At 71.5% G+C, this 18,203-nt stretch carries 15 protein-coding genes; 12 read left to right on the forward strand and 3 right to left on the reverse strand.

The window, feature by feature from the left end; genetic code table 11:
- Positions 1 to 240: 240 nt before the first annotated feature.
- The 5 genes from FV233_RS17045 (at position 241) to FV233_RS17065 (ending at position 5,337) form a co-directional block, all read left to right on the forward strand.
- Complete coding sequence (locus tag FV233_RS17045) at positions 241 to 1,125, forward strand: LysR substrate-binding domain-containing protein (protein ID WP_147857144.1); 885 nt, start codon at positions 241 to 243, stop codon at positions 1,123 to 1,125.
- A 134-nt stretch (positions 1,126 to 1,259) separates the two neighbouring features.
- Positions 1,260 to 1,604, forward strand: coding sequence for an MliC family protein (locus FV233_RS17050; protein WP_147857143.1), 345 nt, complete (start codon positions 1,260 to 1,262; stop codon positions 1,602 to 1,604).
- 256 nt (positions 1,605 to 1,860) lie between these two features.
- The gene (locus tag FV233_RS17055) at positions 1,861 to 3,063 is read left to right on the forward strand and encodes an NAD(P)/FAD-dependent oxidoreductase (RefSeq protein ID WP_147898164.1); all 1,203 of its coding nucleotides are present in this window, start codon (positions 1,861 to 1,863) and stop codon (positions 3,061 to 3,063) included.
- A 146-nt stretch (positions 3,064 to 3,209) separates the two neighbouring features.
- Positions 3,210 to 4,898, forward strand: coding sequence for a thiamine pyrophosphate-binding protein (locus tag FV233_RS17060; RefSeq protein WP_147898165.1), 1,689 nt, complete (start codon positions 3,210 to 3,212; stop codon positions 4,896 to 4,898).
- A 118-nt stretch (positions 4,899 to 5,016) separates the two neighbouring features.
- On the forward strand, positions 5,017 to 5,337 hold the full coding sequence (locus FV233_RS17065; protein ID WP_187278131.1) for a type II toxin-antitoxin system prevent-host-death family antitoxin: 321 nt from the start codon (positions 5,017 to 5,019) through the stop codon (positions 5,335 to 5,337).
- Positions 5,338 to 5,589: 252 nt separating this feature from the next.
- Here FV233_RS17065 and FV233_RS17070 read toward each other — a convergent pair whose 3' ends face one another.
- The gene (locus FV233_RS17070; protein WP_147855026.1) at positions 5,590 to 6,963 is read right to left on the reverse strand and encodes an Nramp family divalent metal transporter; all 1,374 of its coding nucleotides are present in this window, start codon (positions 6,961 to 6,963) and stop codon (positions 5,590 to 5,592) included.
- A gap of 170 nt (positions 6,964 to 7,133) precedes the next feature.
- Between FV233_RS17070 and mntR the strand changes: the two genes are divergently transcribed.
- A complete protein-coding gene (gene mntR, locus FV233_RS17075) occupies positions 7,134 to 7,613 on the forward strand; it encodes a manganese-binding transcriptional regulator MntR (RefSeq protein ID WP_147855025.1) in 480 nt (159 codons plus the stop codon).
- 207 nt (positions 7,614 to 7,820) lie between these two features.
- Positions 7,821 to 8,294 (forward strand): hypothetical protein, encoded by a 474-nt coding sequence (locus FV233_RS17080; RefSeq protein WP_147855024.1) that lies wholly within the window; start codon positions 7,821 to 7,823, stop codon positions 8,292 to 8,294.
- Positions 8,295 to 8,565: 271 nt separating this feature from the next.
- Here FV233_RS17080 and FV233_RS17085 read toward each other — a convergent pair whose 3' ends face one another.
- Entirely contained in the window at positions 8,566 to 9,750 is a 1,185-nt protein-coding gene (locus FV233_RS17085; RefSeq protein ID WP_147855023.1) for a putative zinc-binding peptidase, read from the reverse strand.
- A gap of 225 nt (positions 9,751 to 9,975) precedes the next feature.
- Between FV233_RS17085 and FV233_RS17090 the strand changes: the two genes are divergently transcribed.
- The 5 genes from FV233_RS17090 to FV233_RS17110 all read left to right on the forward strand — a co-directional run bounded on the left by FV233_RS17090 (position 9,976) and on the right by FV233_RS17110 (position 17,562).
- The gene (locus tag FV233_RS17090; RefSeq protein WP_147855022.1) at positions 9,976 to 13,254 is read left to right on the forward strand and encodes a transglutaminase family protein; all 3,279 of its coding nucleotides are present in this window, start codon (positions 9,976 to 9,978) and stop codon (positions 13,252 to 13,254) included.
- Positions 13,255 to 13,267: 13 nt separating this feature from the next.
- Positions 13,268 to 15,805: a circularly permuted type 2 ATP-grasp protein gene (locus FV233_RS17095; RefSeq protein WP_147898166.1), complete on the forward strand. Its 2,538-nt coding sequence runs from the start codon at positions 13,268 to 13,270 to the stop codon at positions 15,803 to 15,805.
- A 130-nt stretch (positions 15,806 to 15,935) separates the two neighbouring features.
- A complete protein-coding gene (locus FV233_RS17100) occupies positions 15,936 to 16,835 on the forward strand; it encodes a transglutaminase family protein (RefSeq protein WP_147898167.1) in 900 nt (299 codons plus the stop codon).
- 120 nt (positions 16,836 to 16,955) lie between these two features.
- A complete protein-coding gene (locus FV233_RS17105) occupies positions 16,956 to 17,180 on the forward strand; it encodes an antitoxin MazE family protein (protein WP_147898168.1) in 225 nt (74 codons plus the stop codon).
- A gap of 31 nt (positions 17,181 to 17,211) precedes the next feature.
- Positions 17,212 to 17,562 (forward strand): type II toxin-antitoxin system PemK/MazF family toxin, encoded by a 351-nt coding sequence (locus FV233_RS17110; protein ID WP_147854604.1) that lies wholly within the window; start codon positions 17,212 to 17,214, stop codon positions 17,560 to 17,562.
- 24 nt (positions 17,563 to 17,586) lie between these two features.
- On the opposite strand, the gene FV233_RS17115 is transcribed toward FV233_RS17110, so the two are convergent.
- Positions 17,587 to 18,198 (reverse strand): pyridoxamine 5'-phosphate oxidase family protein, encoded by a 612-nt coding sequence (locus FV233_RS17115; RefSeq protein WP_147898176.1) that lies wholly within the window; start codon positions 18,196 to 18,198, stop codon positions 17,587 to 17,589.
- Between the last annotated feature and the right edge of the window lie 5 nt (positions 18,199 to 18,203).

Raw genomic sequence — 18,203 nt, forward strand, 5'->3', positions numbered from 1 at the left:
GTAATATATTATAGATATAGTCCCAGAATTACAAATGATATGGATCGGGAAATATATCAATCCGGTGTCTATGCTGATTCTGCGGTGCCCTATCCTGCGCTGCTCCGGTTGCCGGGGCGGCTTCGGGCGACGCGGCCTCTGGCGGCCGCTGACACGCGGGCCGGGCGACGCTACCGTCCCGCGCCGTCGCTGCAGGACCAAAGCGCCCGGCGGTGCCGCTGCCGGGAGGGGCCTTCGGCGATGATGCGGTTCGATCTCACCGATCTCGGCCTGTTCCGGCACGTGGTCGAGGCCGGTTCGATCACCCACGGGGCGGCGCGGGCGAACCTCGCCCTGGCGGCCGCCTCGACGCGGATCCGGATCATGGAGGATTCGCTGGGCGCCGCGCTCCTGACCCGGGGGCGGCAGGGCGTCAGCCCGACCCCGGCGGGGCGCACGCTCCTGGCCCATGCCCGGGAGATCCTGGCCGGCGTCGAGCGCCTGCGCGAGGAGATGGCGGTGTTCTCCGGTGGCGCGGCCGGGCAGATCCGGGTGCTCGCCAACACCAACGCGCTGACCGAGTTCCTGCCCGACGCGCTGTCGGCCTTCCTGGCCGGCCATCCTGGGATCGGCGTCGAGATCGACGAGCGCACCTCCGAGGAGATCGTCGGGCTGGTGGCCGAGGGCGCGGCCGATCTCGGCATCCTGTCCGGCACGGTCGATACCGGCTCGCTCCAGACCTTCCCGTTCCGGGAGGACCGGTTCGTGCTGGTGGCGGCCCGGGATCATCCCCTGGCGGCGCGGGCCGAGATCCCCTTCGTGGAGGTGCTCGGCCACGACCTGGTCGGCCTCGACCGGCGCAGCGCCATCAGCCGGTTCCTGGTCGCCCAGGCGGTGCGGGAGGGGCGGCCGATGCGTCTGCGGGTGCAGTTGCGCGGCTTCGATGCCGTCTGCCGCCTGGTCCAGGCCCGGGTCGGGCTCGCGGTGCTCCCCGAGAGCGCCGCCGCCCGGGCGGCCCAGGGTCTCGCCATCGCGGTGGTGCCGCTCTCCGATCCGTGGGCCCGCCGCGACCTGACCCTGTGCCTGCGCGACCTCGACGGCCTGCCGCCGTTCATGCGGGCCTTCGTGGCGCAGCTGAGAGGCTGAAGCGTCGTCCCGATTCCAGCGATCCTGATGTGATCGGCGGAATCGCGGTAGAGTTCGTGCCCGGGCTTCGAAGGCCGATTCTCCGATGTCCCGCACATCGGAGCGGTGCCCGGATCAGCACAGCAGGAGGTACCGTGAACCGTTTGCTTTCCCGGGGCAGCATCGCCCTCCTTCTCGCCGCGGGACTTCCGGTCGCGGTGGACCAGGCGCACGCCGCGGCGTCCGCGATCAACCGGGTCGCCTTCGCCTGTCCCGCGGGGCAGACGCTCACGGTCGAGTTCGACACCGCCGACCTGAACGCGCCGGCCGTCGTTCACCCGCCCGCCGGCCCCTCGGTCACCTTGCCGGTCGAGCCGCACGCGGATGGGATCCAGTACGGTGACGCGCGCCATGAGCTGCGCGGCAAGGGTCGCACCGTCACCTGGACGGAGGCAGGCAAGCCACCTCTCACCTGCACGGAAGCCCGATCCGGCAAGTAGGGCCCGGCAAGTAAAAAGCCCGGCCGGAGCGGCTGCTACCGTCGATCCGAGGAAGATCCGGGCCGGGCGATAGATCCGATGAGATACAGAAATTCAATCAGAAGATGAGGCATCCCACCGGAGCCGGCGCGGCAGCGTAACCGTATGTTTCCACGGCCGCGAAAAATTACGTACGTGCTTTACAGAACTCCCGATCGCTACCATTCATGCGTTTTCGCGCGTTCAGGCTCTGACGCGGATGCGGGACGACTTTGAGATGACAGCAATGGGCAGCGAGGCGGAAACCTGCGACGTAGCCGTGGTGGGCGCCGGGCTGGCCGGGAGCTGCCTGGCCGGGGCGCTCGCCCGCGCCGGGACCCGGGTCACGCTGATCGACGCCCAGGCCGAACGCGGTGAGGCACGCCGCGACTTCCGGGCGGAGAAGTTCGGGGCCGACCAGATGGCGCTGTTCGAGGGCCTCGGCTTCGGGGCGGCTCTGGCCGCCTGCACGACGGCGACCGAGGAGGTCGCGGTGGTCCGCTATGGCCGCCTCGCCTACCGGGAGGCCGCCCGTGAATGGGGCGCGCATTATCCCGTCCTGGTCGGGGCCGCCCGGGCCGCCCTGCCCGACGGGCTGCTGACCCCCGGCCGGGTCGCCGATTTCGAGCTCGGGCCGGATCGCCAGATTCTCGCCTTGAGCGATGGCCGCCGGATCGAGGCGCGCCTCGTCGTGCTCGCCACCGGGCTCGGCCATGCGCTGCTCGCCAAGGCCGGCATCGCCAAGCGGGCACTGAGCCCGCGCCACTCCCTGGCGGTCGGCTTCGACATGGCGGCGCCGCGGGCCGCCTTCCCGTTCCCGGCCATGACCTACTTCGCCGAGGGGTTCGGCGGGCGCGACGCCTACCTGACCCTGTTCCCGATCGGGGAGGTGATGCGCGCCAACCTGTTCTGCTACCGCGATCCCGGCGAGCCCTGGGTCGCTTCCCTGCGCCGGGACCCGGAAGCCACCCTGCGGGCGATGATGCCCCACCTGGCGCGGCATTGCCCGGACCTGTCGGTGTCCGGCCCCCTCGAGGTCCGGCCGATCGACCTCGCCCGGGCCGACGGGGTGGAGCGCGACGGGCTGGTGCTGATCGGCGACGCCTTCCAGACCGCCTGCCCGATCCCCGGCACCGGGATCGGCAAGCTGCTCACCGATGCCGACCGGCTCGCCCGGGTCCACGTGCCGGCCTGGCTCGCCACCCCCGGCATGGGCCGGGACAAGATCGCGGCGTTCTACGCCGACCCGGTCAAGCAGGCCTGCGACGCCCGCAGCCTGCGCACTAGCGTCTACGCCCGCGGCCTCGCCGTGGAGACGGGGGCGCTCTGGCGAGCCCGGCGCCTGCGCAACCGCGTCGCCCGCACGGCGATTCGCCTGGTCAAGGACGGGCCGCGGGCCGCCGCGGCCCTGGCGCCCGGACTGCTGCCGATCGGGCTCTAACGTTCGGCTGCATCAAGGCTCCGCCCTGACAACCCGCCGAAGGGCTCGCCCTTTGGAAACCCGATCCCGCGCCGCAGGTCTTCGTCGCGGCGCGGCCATGGGGTAGCGTCGCGCTGATTCCGCCGGGGGGCGGAGGAGGGTTGCGCATGCCGATCGAGACCGTGGACGCCGCAGGGAGCCGGAGGGGCGCCGACCTGCTGCTGGATGTGCTGCGCTCGGAGGGCGTGCGCTACATCTTCGGCAATCCCGGCACCACCGAATTGCCGCTGATCGACGCGCTCACCGAGGCGCAGGACATCGGCTACATCCTGGCCCTGCAGGAGGCCACCGCGGTGGCGATGGCCGACGGCTACGCGCAGGGCGCGCGCCGGCCCGCCTTCCTCAACCTGCACACCGCCGGCGGCCTCGGCCACGGCATGGGCGCGCTGTGGAACGCGCAGGTCAGCGGCACGCCGCTGGTGGTGACGGCCGGGCAGCAGGACCTGCGCCACGCCCTCTCCGACCCGCTGCTGATGGGCGACCTCGTCGCCATCGCCGACCCGGTGGTGAAGTGGGCGCGCGAGGTCACGAGCCCGGACCAGATCCCGGTGCTCCTGCGCCGGGCCTTCCACGATTGCGGCGCCGCCCCGTCCGGCCCGGTCTTCCTGTCCCTGCCGATGGACGTCATGGAGGCGATGACCACGATCCCGGCGGGCGAGACCTCGACCATCGACCAGCGGGCGGTGGCGGGCTCCCTCGATCGCCTGGCCGAAAAGCTCGCCGCCATCGCGCCCGGCCGCCTGGCCCTGATCGCCGGCGACGAGATCGACGCCTCGGACGCCTCCGCCCAGATGGTGGCGCTCGCCGACCTGCTGGCCGCGCCGGTCTACGGCTCGTCCTGGCCGGCCCACATCCCGTTCCCCACCGCCCACCCGCTCTGGGCCGGCAACCTGCCGACCCGGGCCGACGCCATCGCCGACATCCTCGGGCGCTACGACGCGATCTTCGCGCTCGGCGGCAAGTCGCTGATCACCATCCTGTACTCGGAGGTCTCGGCGGTGCCGCCGGGGACGCAGGTGTTCCAGCTCTCCGCGGATGTCCGCGACCTCGGGCGCACCTACGCCACCAGTCTGTCGACGGTGGGCGACATCCAGGCGTCCCTGAACGCGCTGCTGCCGCTGCTGGCCCCGCGCGTGGCCGACCGGGCCGGTGCCTTCGCGGAGGTGCGCGCGGCGGCGACGACGGCCCGGGCCGAGCGCCGGGCGCAGCTCGCCGCCTCGGCGGATGCCGCCTTCGACGATCCGGTGATCGCCCCCCTGGTCGCCGCCCGCGAGGTGGCCCGGGCCGTGGGGGCGCAGACCACGATCATCGACGAGGCGCCCGCGACGCTGACCCACCTGCGCACGTTCCTGAACAGCAACTCCGTCCACCAATACGCCGCGATGCGTGGCGGCGTCCTCGGCTGGGGCATGCCGGCCGCGGTCGGTTTCTCGCTCGGCATCGACCGGGCCCCCGTGGTCTGCGTCGTCGGCGACGGGGCGGCCATGTACTCGCCCCAGGCGCTCTGGACGGCCGCGCACGAAAAACTGCCGGTCACCTTCGTGGTGATCAACAACGCCGAGTACAACATCCTGAAAAACTTCATGAAGGGCCAGGCGCACTACGCCTCGGTGCGCGCCAACCGCTTCATCGCCATGGATCTCACCGACCCGCGCGTCGACTACCTGGCGCTGGCCACCTCCATGGGCGTGCCGTCCCGGCGGGTGACCCGGGCCGCCGACATCGCCCCGGCGATCGAGGCCGGGATCCGGTCGGGGGGCGCCAACCTCGTGGAGGTGATCGTCCGGGCGAGCTGACCGGGGAGCGCCCGGGGGCATCGACCCAGAACACGGGCGGTTTCCGAGGGCCCGGCGGCCGATTCACGTCGCCTGCCGGACCTCCAATGTCTGTATGGACGGACATGCGGGGTTCGGCATGAGCATGCCGACCTTCACCAGCCGCGCGTTCGATCGCGAACCCGGACGCATCAAGCGCGCCGCCGCGGACGGCCCCGTGAACATCACCGAGCGCGGTCGGCCGATCATGGCTGTCCCGCCCTACGACGCCTACGAACGCCTGAAGGCTGCCCCCGGCACCATTCTCGATGCCCTCGACATGGAGGGTGTCGGCGACATCGACATCGACTTCACCCGGCCAGCCACGTTCCCGCGCCCGGCGACCGATGTACCTTCTGGACACCGACGGCCTGTCCGAACGCCGCAGGCGGCGCAGCGGCAGGATCAGTTCTGTGGTTGAGAGGTAGTCTACGCAGGTCGACCCAAGCAGCCTGCACCGCTCCGCCATCGCGGTCATGGAGGTCGAACTCGGCATCACTCAACTGGACCGCCGCGACCCCCGCCAGGCCTCTGCTTTGCGGCTCTGGCTGCACGAAGGTGTCCTGCCCGCATTCTGCCGATCGACACGGCGACCGGCGCGACGCTGCTCAACCCCTTGCGAGAGGGCCGCCCCCTCTGGCGGGCAGGGCAAGGAAAGGGACCCGGGGCGGCTCTATTCCAGCCCCGGGATCGGCACCCCGAAGGCGGCGGCCAGCAGCACCATGTTGAGGCCGAGCACCAGGGCCGCCCCGGCCATGGCGGCGGCCTGGGTCAGGGGGCCGTTGGCGAAGGCGCCCATCACGCTGCGGCGGCGGGTGAACACCACCAAAGCCACCATCGGCACCGGCAGGGCGAGCGACAGCACCACCTGGGACAGGACCAGGGCCCGGGTCGGGTCGACGCCGATCGCCACCACGGCGAAGGCCGGCAGCATGGTCACCAATCGGCGGACGATGAGCGGGATGTGCCAGCCGGTGAAGCCCTGCATCACCATCTGGCCGGCGAGCGTGCCCACCACCGAGGAGGAGATCCCGGAGGCGAGCAGCGACACCAGGAAGGCGGCCCCGGCCGCCGGCCCGAGCAGGGGGGTCAGGGTGCGGTAGGCCTGGTCGATCTCGGCGACCTCGCTGTGGCCGGCATGGAAGGCGGCGGCCGCCATGATCACCATCGCCATGTTGACGAGGCCCGCCAGCAGCAGCGCCACCACCACCTCGCGGTTCGAGAAGCGCACCAGCTGGCGCCGGTCGGAATCGTCGCGGGGGCTGCCCCGCCCCTGGGTCAGGCCCGAATGCAGGAACAGGGCGTGGGGCATCACGGTGGCGCCGATGATGCCGACCGCGATGGTCAGCGCCTGGGCGTCGGGAATCCGCGGGGTGACGAGCCCCTTGGCGGCGTCCGCCCAGTCCACCGGGGCGATGGCGAGTTCGACCGCGTAGCAGAGGCCGATCGTGCCGACCATCACGCCGATCGCGATCTCCAGCGGTCGGAACCCCTCCTGTTCCAGCAGCAGGATCGCGTAGGTGACGATCGCGGTGACCGCCATGCCGGCCATCAGCGGCATGCCGGTGAGCAGCGACAGCCCGATCGCGCCGCCCAGGAACTCGGCCAGGTCGGTGGCCATGGCGGCGACCTCGCTGATGCCCCACAGGCCGAGCCGCACCGGCAACGGCGTCGCGTCGCGGCAATGCTCCGCGAGGTTCTTGCCCGTGACGATCCCGAGCTTGGCCGAGAGCGCCTGGAACAGCATCGCGGTGATGTTGGCGAGCAGCACCACCCAGAGCAGGCCGTAGCCGTAGCGCGCGCCGGCCTGGATGTTGGTCGCGAAGTTGCCGGGATCCATGTAGGCGATCGACGCCGTCACGGCGGGGCCCACGAACAGCAGGAACCGGCCCCGGCCGCCCGGCCGCCCGTCGAGCGTGTCGCGGATCGCCTGCTCCGTGCGCCGGCTCATCCTGCCGAGCGCAGGGCCCGCCGGTGCCGTTCCTTCGGGCGCACGTCCCTCGGGCATCTGCCCTCCCGGGACCGTCGCCGCATCCGGCGTTGCCATGCCTCACCCTTTTCTCAAAGATATAGCTTGGGCTATATTCAAGGGATCGGCCGCGCGTTTCAAGGGGGCATTTAAGGGGGGGCGCGACCGCGTCGCGGGACTCCCCTCTCCCGGGCGGATTTTGCTAACAAGGGTCGGGCGGCGCCGGGGGGCGGCGAGAGGGAGAGCCGATGCAGGAACCGTCCGAGCCGGGTGCCTCCGAAACCCAGGGCCTGCCCGAGACCGCTCTGGTCGATCCTGAGCGGCACGTGGAGAGCTTCCGCCAGGCCCGCGAGGCGCGGCGTTCCGAACTCGTCGAGGATTACGTCGAGCTGATCGACGACCTGATCGGCGACGGCGGCGAGGCCCGCCAGGTCGACATCGCCGCGCGCCTCGGCGTGGCCCAGCCCACCGTCGCCAAGATGCTCAAGCGCCTGTGCGAGGACGGCTTCGTCCAGCAGAGGCCCTATCGCGGTGTGTTCCTGACCGAGGCCGGCCGCCGGCTGGCCGCCCAGGCGCGCGAGCGCCACCGCATCGTCGAGCGCTTCCTGTGCACCCTCGGCGTCAGCCCGGAGACCGCCCGGCGGGACGCCGAGGGGATCGAGCACCATGTCAGCGCCGAGACCCTAGCGGCGTTCCGCGCCTTCGTGGAGGGGCGGCAGGAGACGTGATCGGGCACGGACCGCGTTGCATCCGAGGGACAGAGAAGCACCGTGTGCGCCATGCGGGCTCGGCTTCCGAAGTCGCACGTGCCGCCGCCTATCGGGGCTGATTCGGATGAGCCGATGGCGCTCAGAAGCATCGACGGGTGGTGGCAGGGTGGCTGAGGGCACCTGATGCAATGCCCTGTGGTCAGATCCGCCCACGCGAAACGCCTGATGCTTGCCGGCGCGCTGGCGGTGGCTAAGTTGGGCCTCGGCCCGGACGTACGCTGTGAAATCATCGCTGGTGCAGCGCGATCCGCGTTCATGGATACCTGGCTCGGGCACCAAGACCGACCGGTGGGTTGGGACTGGGCCGGGCTGTCGTCCGACTTCCAGAACAACCATCCCAAGTGCTTCAACGCTGCGATCTGGCACGACGAGACGCTGTGTGGGTTGGCGATCGGTGCCGTGAACCAAGACAGGTTCGTTGCCTTGGATTTCCTTGAGGGCAATCCAGATCCGACGCATCCGCTCAAAGGGCAGGTGATCGCGATCGCCCTGACTATGGCGGAAGCCTACAGGCAGCTGATCGGTGTGCCGGAGCTACGGCTTCATCACGTCGACCCGGACCTTATCCCCTTGTACAAAAGGCAAGGCTTTGCGCTTGCGCCCGATCTGGCTGACTCTCATCATATGGTCCGGAGGTGATCTCAGTGCCGAAAGCTGCGCCCGTGACGGAACCGACGGTGACCAACCGCAAGGTGACCCGCGGCCGTATCCTCAGGCAGGCGCATCGACGCCTGCCCGACATCGAGCAGGCAGCGGCGGCTTTCATGGCCGCTGATCTCCCCTGGTTGGCACCAGAGGCGAGGGACGTGCTTGCGGCGACGCCAGAGGTTTACGGTCGGCCGGACGGTAAAGTACTCCCGCCGCCCGCGAAGAGAGTTCGGCGTTAACACTTCGGCCGACCGTCCGGCACTCATACCGTCGGCGCCGCCACCTTCTGCCGCAAACCCAAAATCACCGCGCGGAGCATCTCCGCCCCTGCCTCGCCGGGATCCGGCAGGGTTCCGGAGCGGGAGGCGTAGATCCGCTCGTGCACGAAGGCGAGCTTGGCGATCACCGTGGGGGTCAGCTTGAACGGGTAGAGCGCCGGCTGGCCCATGCTGTGGGACAGGGAGTTGATCGCGTAGGTCAGCGGCAGCCACGCCTCGATCAGCCGGTCGAGGTCGTGGGTGTCGTAGGGGTCGAAATCGATCACCGTGGGCGCCGTGGTGGCGTTGCGCAGGCGTGGGCGCACGTGCAGCTCGAAGGTCGAGGCGGTCTCCACCGTGTCGACGATGTGCAGGTAATGCGCGAAGGTCTCGGCGAAATCCTCCCACGGGTGGGCGGTGGCGTAGGCCGAGACGTAGGAATCCTCCCACTCGGCCGGGGCGCCGTGGGCGTAGTGATCCTGCAGGGCGCGGACGTAGTTCAGGCTCTCGTCCCCGAACAGGGCCCGGAACGCGCCCATGGTCGGCCCGTTCATCACCAGCAGGTACCAGAAATAATGCCCGATCTCGTGCCGGAAATGGCCGAGCAGGGTGCGGTAATGCTCCCCGAACAGGATCCGGCGGCGCTCGCGCTCGACGTCGTCGGCCTCGGCGATGTTCATGGTGATCAGGCCGTTGATGTGGCCCGTGAGCACCGGCGGCCCGTAGGAAAAACTCTCGGACGGATCGACCAGGAAATCGAAGGCCAGCCCGTCGGTGTACTGGGCCCGGGTCGCCAGGGGCAGTTCGAGGCGCAGCAGCGAGTAGAACAGTCGGCGCTTGGCCGCCTCGATCTGGCGCCAGCGGGCGAGGTTCCAGGATTGCGACAGGTCCGGCACCACCCGGTTGTGCCGGCAGGCGGTACAGAAGATGTCGGGATCGTCCTCCGGCACCAGCCAGTTGCAGGCCCCCGACAGGGCGTTGTTGCAGTAGCGGTAGCGCCGTCCGGAATCCGCGTAGGCGTGGAAGGTCTGGGCGCCGCCCATCGCCGGATGGGCCGAGAGGCCCATGGGCTCCAGGGCCGAGACCTCGTGTGCCGCGCAGACATAGCCCAGCTTGCGCGCGCAGCTCTCGCAGGCGGTCGCCTCGAAGGTGACCGGCTGGTCGCAGGCCTGGCACTGGAAGAGCTTCATCGCGCGGTCCCGGACCGGTAACCGGCCCACCTTTCGATCAAATGAGCGCGACCGGCAAAGTTCCGGCCAAGGTCGGCGGCGCTCCGCGGACGCGGAGGGCGCCGCACGAAAATTGCTTGTGACCCCATCCTTGGCACATAACCGCGCGGTGGGCTCGGCGATCGACCCGCCGCGGCGCCCGGTGCCGGCTACGAGACCGCATTCGATCCTTCAGACGGAGCCATCGTGTCGATCAAAGCCGCCCTGCACCATGTCACGCATTACCGCTACGACCGGCCGATCAGCCTCGGTCCCCAGGTGGTGCGCCTGCGCCCGGCTCCGCACGCGCGCACCAAGGTGCCGGCCTACGCGCTGAGGGTGACGCCCGCCAACCACTTCCTGAACTGGCAGCAGGATCCGAGCGGCAACTGGCTCGCCCGCCTGGTCTTCCCGGAGAAGACCGACGAGCTGAAGATCGAGGTCGACCTCACCGCCGAGATGGCGGTGATCAACCCGTTCGACTTCTTCGTGGAGGATTACGCGCAAATCCGGACCTTCTCGTACGAGCCGGACCTGTCGGAGGAGCTGGCCCCCTACCTGATGCCCGTGGACGCGGACGGGCCGGAGATCGAGGCGCTGCTCGCACGGCTCCCCGAGGAGCCCAGCACGGTGCTGTTCCTGGTGGCTCTCAACGGCCTGATCGCCCGCGAGATCGCCTACGGCGTGCGCCTGGAGCCGGGCGTGCAGACGCCGGCCGAGACGCTGCGGCTCAAGAGCGGGTCGTGCCGCGATTCGGCCTGGCTGCTCGTGCAGGTGCTGCGCCGGATCGGGCTCGCGGCGCGCTTCGTCTCCGGCTACCTGATCCAGCTCGTGCCCGACACCACCGCGGTCGACGGCCCCGCCGGCGCGTCGGCGGACTTCACCGACCTGCACGCCTGGGCCGAGGTCTACCTGCCGGGCGCCGGCTGGATCGGCATGGACGCGACCTCCGGGCTGCTCACCGGCGAGGGCCACATCCCGCTCGCCGCGACCCCGCATTACCGCTCGGCCGCGCCGATCTCGGGGGCGGCCGAGCCGGCCAAGACCGAGTTCGGCTTCGAGATGCGGATCACCCGGGTCGCCGAGACGCCGCGGATCACCAAGCCGTATTCCGAGACGGTCTGGTCGGCCATGGACGCGCTCGGCGAGCGGGTGGACGCCGACCTCGTGGCCCAGGATGTCCGCCTGACCATGGGCGGCGAGCCGACCTTCGTGTCGGTGGACGATTTCGAGGCGCCGGAATGGAACATCGCCGCGGTCGGCCCGACCAAGCGGCGGATGGCCGACACGCTGATCCGGCGCCTGCGCGACCGGTTCGGCCCGGGCGGGCTGCTGCATTACGGGCAGGGCAAGTGGTACCCGGGCGAGAGCCTGCCGCGCTGGGCCTTCGCGCTGTACTGGCGCAAGGACGGCAAGCCGATCTGGAGCGACCCGGCCCTGATCGCCCCGGAGGTGGGCGAGGGGTCCGAGGGGACCGCCACGATCGCGCAGGCCAAGGCGTTGGCCGACGCGCTGGCCCGCCGGCTCGGTCTGTCCGACTACGTGTTCCCGACCTTCGAGGACGGCGAACTCTGGGAGAAGAAGGCGGCTGACCTGCCGGTCAACGTCACGCCGGCCGCCGCCAAGTCCGGCTCGGTGGAATTCGACGCCCGGATCCGGCGCGTCTACGCCCGCGGCCTCGGGGAGCCGGCGGGCTACGTCCTGCCGCTGGCGAGCCTGCCCACCGGCAAGGACGGCGATTCCGACCGGGTCTGGATCTCCGAGAAGTGGGCGTTCCGCCGGGGCCAGGCCTTCCTGGTGCCGGGCGATTCGCCCCTCGGCTTCCGGTTGCCCCTGTCGTCCCTGCCCTACGTGCCGCCCGAGCACTATCCCTACTACCAGCCGCAGGACCCGCTGGAGCCCCGCGGGCCGCTCCCCGACGATCCCAAGGCCGCGACGGTGGTCAACGGGGCCGGCATCACCGGCGTCGCGGTCCGCACCGCGCTGGCGATCGAGCCCCGGGACGGGATCGTGCGCGTGTTCATGCCGCCGACCCAGCGGGCCGACGAGTATCTCGAACTCGCCGCCCACCTCGAGGCGGCCGCCGCCGAACTGAGGCTGCCGATCCATGTCGAGGGCTACGAGCCGCCCTACGATGCGCGGATCGGCCTGATCAAGGTCACCCCCGATCCCGGCGTGATCGAGGTCAACGTCCACCCGGCCGCGTCCTGGCGCGAGGCGGTGGCGATCACCACCGACCTCTACGCCGAGGCAAGGCAGACCCGACTCGGCGCGGAGAAATTCATGGTCGACGGGCGCCACACCGGCACCGGCGGCGGCAACCACGTGGTCATGGGCGGCGTCACCCCGGACGATTCGCCGTTCCTGCGCCGGCCCGACCTGCTCAAGAGCCTCGTGCTCTACTGGCAGCGTCACCCGGCGCTCTCGTACCTGTTCTCCGGCCTCTACATCGGTCCGACCAGCCAGGCCCCGCGCATGGACGAGGCCCGCCACGACGGGCTCTACGAACTGGAGATCGCGCTGGCCCAGATCCCGGCCGCCGACGCGCCCAACATCCCGCGCTGGCTGGTCGACCGGGTGTTCCGCAACATCCTGGTGGACGTCACCGGCAACACCCACCGGGCCGAGATCTGCATCGACAAGCTGTACTCGCCGGACGGTCCGACCGGGCGCCTCGGCCTCCTGGAGTTCCGGGCCTTCGAGATGCCGCCGGACGCCCGCATGAGCCTCGCGCAGCAATTGCTGCTGCGGGCCCTTGTGGCGTGGCTGTGGCGCGAGCCGCAGACCGGGGGTTGTGTCCGCTGGGGCACGAACCTCCACGATCGCTTCATGCTGCCGCATTTCCTCTGGGCCGACTTCCTCGGGGTGCTGGAGGATCTGCGGGCGGCGGGCTACGCTTTCGACCCGGTCGCCTTCGAGGCGCAGGCCCAGTTCCGCTTCCCGGTCTTCGGCGTGGTCGAGCAGGGCGGGGTCCGGATGGAGCTGCGCCAGGCGCTGGAGCCCTGGCACGTGATGGGCGAGGAAGGGACCAGCGGGGGCACCGTGCGCTTCGTCGACAGCTCGGTCGAGCGGCTTCAGGTCAAGGTCGAGGGCTTCGTGCCCGAGCGGCACGTCATCGCCTGCAACGGGCGCCGGCTGCCCATGACCGGCACCGGCCGCGGCGGCGAGGCCGTGGCGGGCCTGCGCTTCAAGGCGTGGCAGCCGGCCTCCTCGCTGCACCCGACGATCCCGGCGCACTCGCCCCTGACCTTCGACATCCTCGACGTCTGGAGCGGGCGTTCGCTCGGCGGCTGCCGCTACCACGTCGCCCACCCGGGCGGACGGAACTACGAGACCCACCCGGTCAACGCCTACGAGGCGGAGGGGCGCCGCCTCGCCCGCTTCGAGCCCCTCGGCCACACGCCGGGCCGGGTCGAGATGCCCCGCGCGGAGACGAACCCCGAGTTCCCGCTGACCCTCGACCTGCGCACGCCGGCCCCGACATGACCGGAGCCCGGTGATGGAGGCGGCGCTCGCGGCCGGCGCCGCCCGGACCGAGGCGGGCGAGAGCCCGCAGGAGCGCGTCGCGCGCTGGACCGCGGGCTATCGGCCCGTCTCCGGCCGTCCCGACGAGTTCCTGGGCGGCGACGGCGCCCCCCGGGGGGCGTGGCCGCGCCTGCTCGACCATCTCGGGGCGCTCACCGAGCCGGAGATCCTGGCCCGCTTCGTCTCGGCCGAGCGGCACATCCGGGATGCCGGCATCTCGTTCCGGATCTCCGGCGACCAGCGCGAGCATCCCTGGCCGCTCGACTGCCTGCCCCTGGTGGTCGAGGCCGCCGAGTGGCGCGACCTCAGCGCCGGGATCGTCCAGCGCGCGGAACTGATGGAGGCGATCCTCGCCGATTGCTACGGCGAGGGCCGCCTGGTCGCCGACGGGCTGCTGCCCGCCGCGATCGTGGCCGGGACGCCCGAGTTCCTCCACCCCCTGCACGGGGTCGCGCCCCCCGGGGGCCACTACCTGAAGCTCTACGCCGCCGATCTCGGCCGGGGGCCGGACGGGCGCTGGCAGGTCTTGGCCGACCGGACGCAGGCGCCCTCGGGCCTCGGCTGGGCGCTGGAGAACCGCATGGTCCTGGCCCGGACCTTCCCGGACTTCTTCCAGGACCTCCACGTCGAGCGCCTGCCGGCCTTCTTCCAGGCGTTTCGCGATGGGCTGGCGCTCGGGGCCGAGCGCTCCGACCCGCGCATCTGCCTGCTGACCTCGGGGCCCTACAGCAGCACCTATGTCGAGCAGGCGGCGTTGGCCCGGTATCTCGGCCTGATGCTGGTCGAGGGCGACGACCTCGTCATGCGCGACGGCGCGCTGCACGTGCGCACCGTCTCGGGCCTGAAGCGGGCCGACGCCCTGTGGCGGCGGATCGACGCCGACTACCTCGACCCCCTCGAGCTGAACCCGGCCTCGCGCCTGGGCGTGCCCGGGGTGATCGAGGCCCTGCGCAACGGCTCCCTGGTGATGGCCAACATGCCGGGCTCCGGGCTGGTCGAATCCGCCGCGCTCGCCCCGTATCTCGACGGCATCGCCCGCCGGCTGCTGGGCGCGCCCCTGCGGCTCGGGCATCCCCGGGCCTGGTGGTGCGGCGACCTCGAAGGCCTGGCCCACGCCCAGGCGAACCTCGACAGCCTGACCCTGCGCCCGGCAGCCACGCCCCAGCGCGGGGCCGGCCGCGACGCGATGCTGGCGCCGCACGCCTTGGCGGCCGAGCGGGCGCGGGTGGTGGCGGCCCTGCGCGACCGGCCGTTCGACTACGTCGCCCAGGAGGCCGCGCCGCTCTCGACCATGCCGGGCTGGGAGCGCGGCGACAACGGCCTCTCCCTGGTGCCCCGCCCCTTCGTGGTGCGCGTCTTCGCGGCCCGGACGCCCGCGGGCTGGCAGGTCATGCCGGGGGGCTTCTGCCGGGTCTCGGAGCGCGAGGACGTCGACCCGATCGAGATGCGGCTCGGCATCCGCTCGGCCGACCTGTGGGTGCTGTCCGAGAGCCCCGTCGAGGCGCCGCTGATCGGCTCCCACGCGGCCCCGCGGGTGCGCCGGGTCGGCGGCCACCTGCCGTCGCGTGCCGCCGACGGCCTGTTCTGGTTCGGCCGCTACCTCGAACGCGCCGAGGCGGTGATCCGTCTGGTCCTGGCGCACCTGCGCAGCGTCGGCGACGCCGTGGGGGCAGACATCTCCGGGGCCCTCGACACGCCGGCCGCCCTGGCCCTGCGGGCGCTCCTCTACGAATGGGGCGCCACCGGCGCCACCGACCTGCCCACGGCCCGGCTCGCCCAGGAGGCGCTGACCGGGCGCGAGCGCTCGGGCTCGGCCCGCGCCCACATCGTCTCGGCCCGGCGCAACGCCGCCGCGCTCCGCGCCCGCCTCTCCGGCGAGGCCTGGCGGGTGCTGGCCGACCTGATCGAGATCGTGTCGCTGGACACCGAGCGGGCCTTCACCGAGTCGCAGCTCGCCGGCCGCGCCGAGCGGGCGCTGAGCCAGCTCGCCGCCCTGTCCGGGCTCACCCACGAGAACATGAGCCGGGCGGAGGGCTGGCACTTCGTCGAGCTCGGCCGGCGCGTCGAGCGGGCGATCAACACCTGCACCTTCGCGCTGTCCTTCGCCAACGACGAGGCGACCCCGGGCTGCCTCGGGGTGATGCTCTCGCTCAGCGACTCGCAGATCAGCTACGGCCGGCGCTACATGCAGGGCGCGGCCCTCGACCCGGTCCGCGACATGGTGCTGCTCGACCCCTACAACCCGCGCTCGATCGCCTTCCAGGCGGAGGCGATCGCCCGGCACCTCGACGACCTGCCGGCCCTGTCGGCCGACGGCATCCCGGAGCCGCATCGCCGCATCGCCTCCCGGATCCTGGCGGAGCTGCGCAGCGGCGAGGCCGCCGATTTCGACGCCGTGCGCCTCACCGCCCTGGAGACCGACCTCGAACGCCTCGCCGACGGCATCGCGGTGCGTTACTTTCCGGCCGGGCCGAACGCGCTGCGCCCGGAAAAGCTGACGGGTCTGGCGTGATGATGGACCCCGTGGATTCCGGCTTGGATTCCCGGTGGGATTCTCGGCCCTGCGTCAGGATCGCCGCAAGACCGGTGATCCTTTCGGCCTATGATGCCTGCGACAGACGTCAAATCGCGCGGCCGCCGGGATGATCTACACGCTGCGCCACCGCACGACCTACCGCTACGGCAAGCCGGTGCGCTTCGCCCGCTGCGCCCTGCGGCTCAAGCCGCAGGACGGCGAGGGCCAGAGCGTGCTGGCGAGCGCCGTGACCATCGACCCGAGCCCCACCACCGCGGTGATGCGGCGTGACTATTTCGGGATCGAGGCCGTGGCGATCACCCTCGACACCCCCCACACCACCTTCAGCGTCGAGGCGCTCTCCACCGTGCGGGTCGAGCGCCGCGTCCCGCCGGAGCCCGAGGCCGGCCAGCCGTGGGAGCGGGTCCGCGACGCCGTGGTGGCCGGGTGCGACCTCCGCGGCCGGGCGCCGGTCCATTTCCTGTTCCCGAGCGGCCGGGTCCCCCTCGTCCCCGCTGTCACCGACTACGCCCGCACCAGCTTCATGCCGGGCCGCAGCGCCTATGGGACGGCCTACGACCTGATGCTGCGCATCCGCGCCGACTTCCGGTTCGACGCCAAGGCCACGACTGTGCGCACGCCGCTCGCCGAATCCTTCGCGCTCCGGGCCGGGGTCTGCCAGGATTTCGCCCACGTGATGATCGCGGGCCTGCGCGGCATGGGGCTGCCGGCCGCCTATGTCAGCGGCTACCTGCGGACCGTGCCGCCGCCGGGCCGGCCGCGCCTGCGCGGCGCGGACGCGAGCCACGCCTGGGTGGCGGGCTGGCTCGGCCTCGACCCGACCAACGGCGTGGCGGTGCGGGACGACCACATCGTGGTGGCCCGGGGCCGCGACTACGGCGACGTGGCGCCGGTGGACGGCATCGTCAGCGGCTCGGGCAAGCAGCGCCTCAAGGTCGAGGTCGACGTGATCCCCGAGACCGAGACGCAGGATTTTTCCCAAGCCGGTCTCGCCCTGGTGGGGTGAAACCAGGCCCGGCCGCGTCGCTCGGCGCGCCGTGACGGCGACGTGTCGGGGTTGCCCGCTTCGCCTCGACGTTCCTCGCGGCGTCATCCCATCTGTTTCCTGTTACGCAGGGGGGCATCGATGGCCACGCCCATCGCTCAGCAGGTTCGGAAGCATCGGGATGCCTTGCGCGCGGCGGGGCTCCGGCCGGTGCAGATCTGGGTGTCGGACACGAGCCGGCCGGGCTTCGCCGAGGAAAGCCGGCGGCAATCGCGGCTGGTGGCGGCAGCCGATGCGTCCGCCCCTGAGCTGAACGCCATCCTCGACGCCGCCCTCGCGGATCTGGACGACCTAGCCGAGTCGTGAGGCGCGGCGATCTCGTCACCGTGGCTAAAGCATCGTTCCGAAAGGTGGCCTCCGGCTTTCGGAAAAGGACGATGCGAATCAACGCGCTAGGGCGGGCGATTTCGGGAAACCGCGGCCGGCCCTCGTGATCCAGTCCGACGCATTCGCGCAGACCGGCACCGTGACGGTCCTCCTGCTGTCGGCGACCTTGGTGGACGCGCCGCTGATCCGGCTGACCGTGCAGCCGACGCCGGGGAACGGCCTGAACAAGCCGTCTCAGATCCAGATCGACAAGGGCATGTCGGTGAGGCGCGAGAAGGTCGGGGCGTCGATCGGCCGCCTCGATGACGCGACCCTGCTGGCGGTGACGCGTTCCCTCGCGCTGTTCCTCGGTCTCGCGTAGTTTTGGCGACCGGATCGGCCGTCCTCACCACATCGTCTTGGCGGCCCGCCCCGGCCATTCCGCGTCGTAGGCCTGGCCGCCGACCTCCCCCGCGGTGAGCGCGGCCAGGATCGCCCCGGGGCTCGGCAGGTCCGCCGGATCGACCCGGGCCTCGGGCTCCCACAGCCGGGCGCGAACGATCGCCCGGGCGCATTGAAAATACGCCGCCTCGACCGTGATCACGAGGGCCGTGCGCGGCGCGTGCCCGTCCACGCGGAACGAATCCAGAAGATCCGGGTCGGCCGAGATCACCGCCGTGCCGTTCACCCGGAAGGTCGTGCCCGAGCCCGGGATCAGGAACAGCAGCGCCACCCGGGGATCGCGCACGACGTTGCGCAGGGAATCGATCCGGTTGTTGCCGCGCCGGTCGGGCAGGATCAGCGTGCGCGGGCCGGCCACCCGCACGAAGCCCGGCCGGTCGCCCCGGGGGCTGCAATCGAGCCCCTCGGGACCGCTGGTCGCCAGCACCGCAAACGGCGCGGCGGCGATCAGCGCCGCGTAGTCCGGCGTGATCGCCGCCGTGACCTTGGCCACGGAGGCGGGCGCCAGGGACGGCGCGTAGATCGCCTCCAGCGCCGCGATGCTGTCGATGACCATCGCGC

Origin of the sequence: Methylobacterium sp. WL7 (assembly GCF_008040085.1) — a bacterium.
Taxonomy (GTDB): Bacteria; Pseudomonadota; Alphaproteobacteria; order Rhizobiales; family Beijerinckiaceae; genus Methylobacterium; species Methylobacterium mesophilicum.

What these genes read in the sequence shown, in the direction of transcription:
- FV233_RS17100 (WP_147898167.1), top strand. Translation starts at nt 15,936, where the DNA reads ATGATCTACACGCTGCGCCACCGCACGACCTACCGCTACGGCAAGCCG.
- FV233_RS17085 (WP_147855023.1), bottom strand. Translation starts at nt 9,750, where the DNA reads ATGAAGCTCTTCCAGTGCCAGGCCTGCGACCAGCCGGTCACCTTCGAG.
- FV233_RS17055 (WP_147898164.1), top strand. Translation starts at nt 1,861, where the DNA reads ATGACAGCAATGGGCAGCGAGGCGGAAACCTGCGACGTAGCCGTGGTG.
- FV233_RS17070 (WP_147855026.1), bottom strand. Translation starts at nt 6,963, where the DNA reads ATGGCAACGCCGGATGCGGCGACGGTCCCGGGAGGGCAGATGCCCGAG.
- FV233_RS17045 (WP_147857144.1), top strand. Translation starts at nt 241, where the DNA reads ATGATGCGGTTCGATCTCACCGATCTCGGCCTGTTCCGGCACGTGGTC.
- FV233_RS17065 (WP_187278131.1), top strand. Translation starts at nt 5,017, where the DNA reads ATGAGCATGCCGACCTTCACCAGCCGCGCGTTCGATCGCGAACCCGGA.
- FV233_RS17095 (WP_147898166.1), top strand. Translation starts at nt 13,268, where the DNA reads ATGGAGGCGGCGCTCGCGGCCGGCGCCGCCCGGACCGAGGCGGGCGAG.
- FV233_RS17105 (WP_147898168.1), top strand. Translation starts at nt 16,956, where the DNA reads ATGGCCACGCCCATCGCTCAGCAGGTTCGGAAGCATCGGGATGCCTTG.
- FV233_RS17115 (WP_147898176.1), bottom strand. Translation starts at nt 18,198, where the DNA reads ATGGTCATCGACAGCATCGCGGCGCTGGAGGCGATCTACGCGCCGTCC.
- FV233_RS17080 (WP_147855024.1), top strand. Translation starts at nt 7,821, where the DNA reads ATGCTTGCCGGCGCGCTGGCGGTGGCTAAGTTGGGCCTCGGCCCGGAC.
- mntR (WP_147855025.1), top strand. Translation starts at nt 7,134, where the DNA reads ATGCAGGAACCGTCCGAGCCGGGTGCCTCCGAAACCCAGGGCCTGCCC.
- FV233_RS17060 (WP_147898165.1), top strand. Translation starts at nt 3,210, where the DNA reads ATGCCGATCGAGACCGTGGACGCCGCAGGGAGCCGGAGGGGCGCCGAC.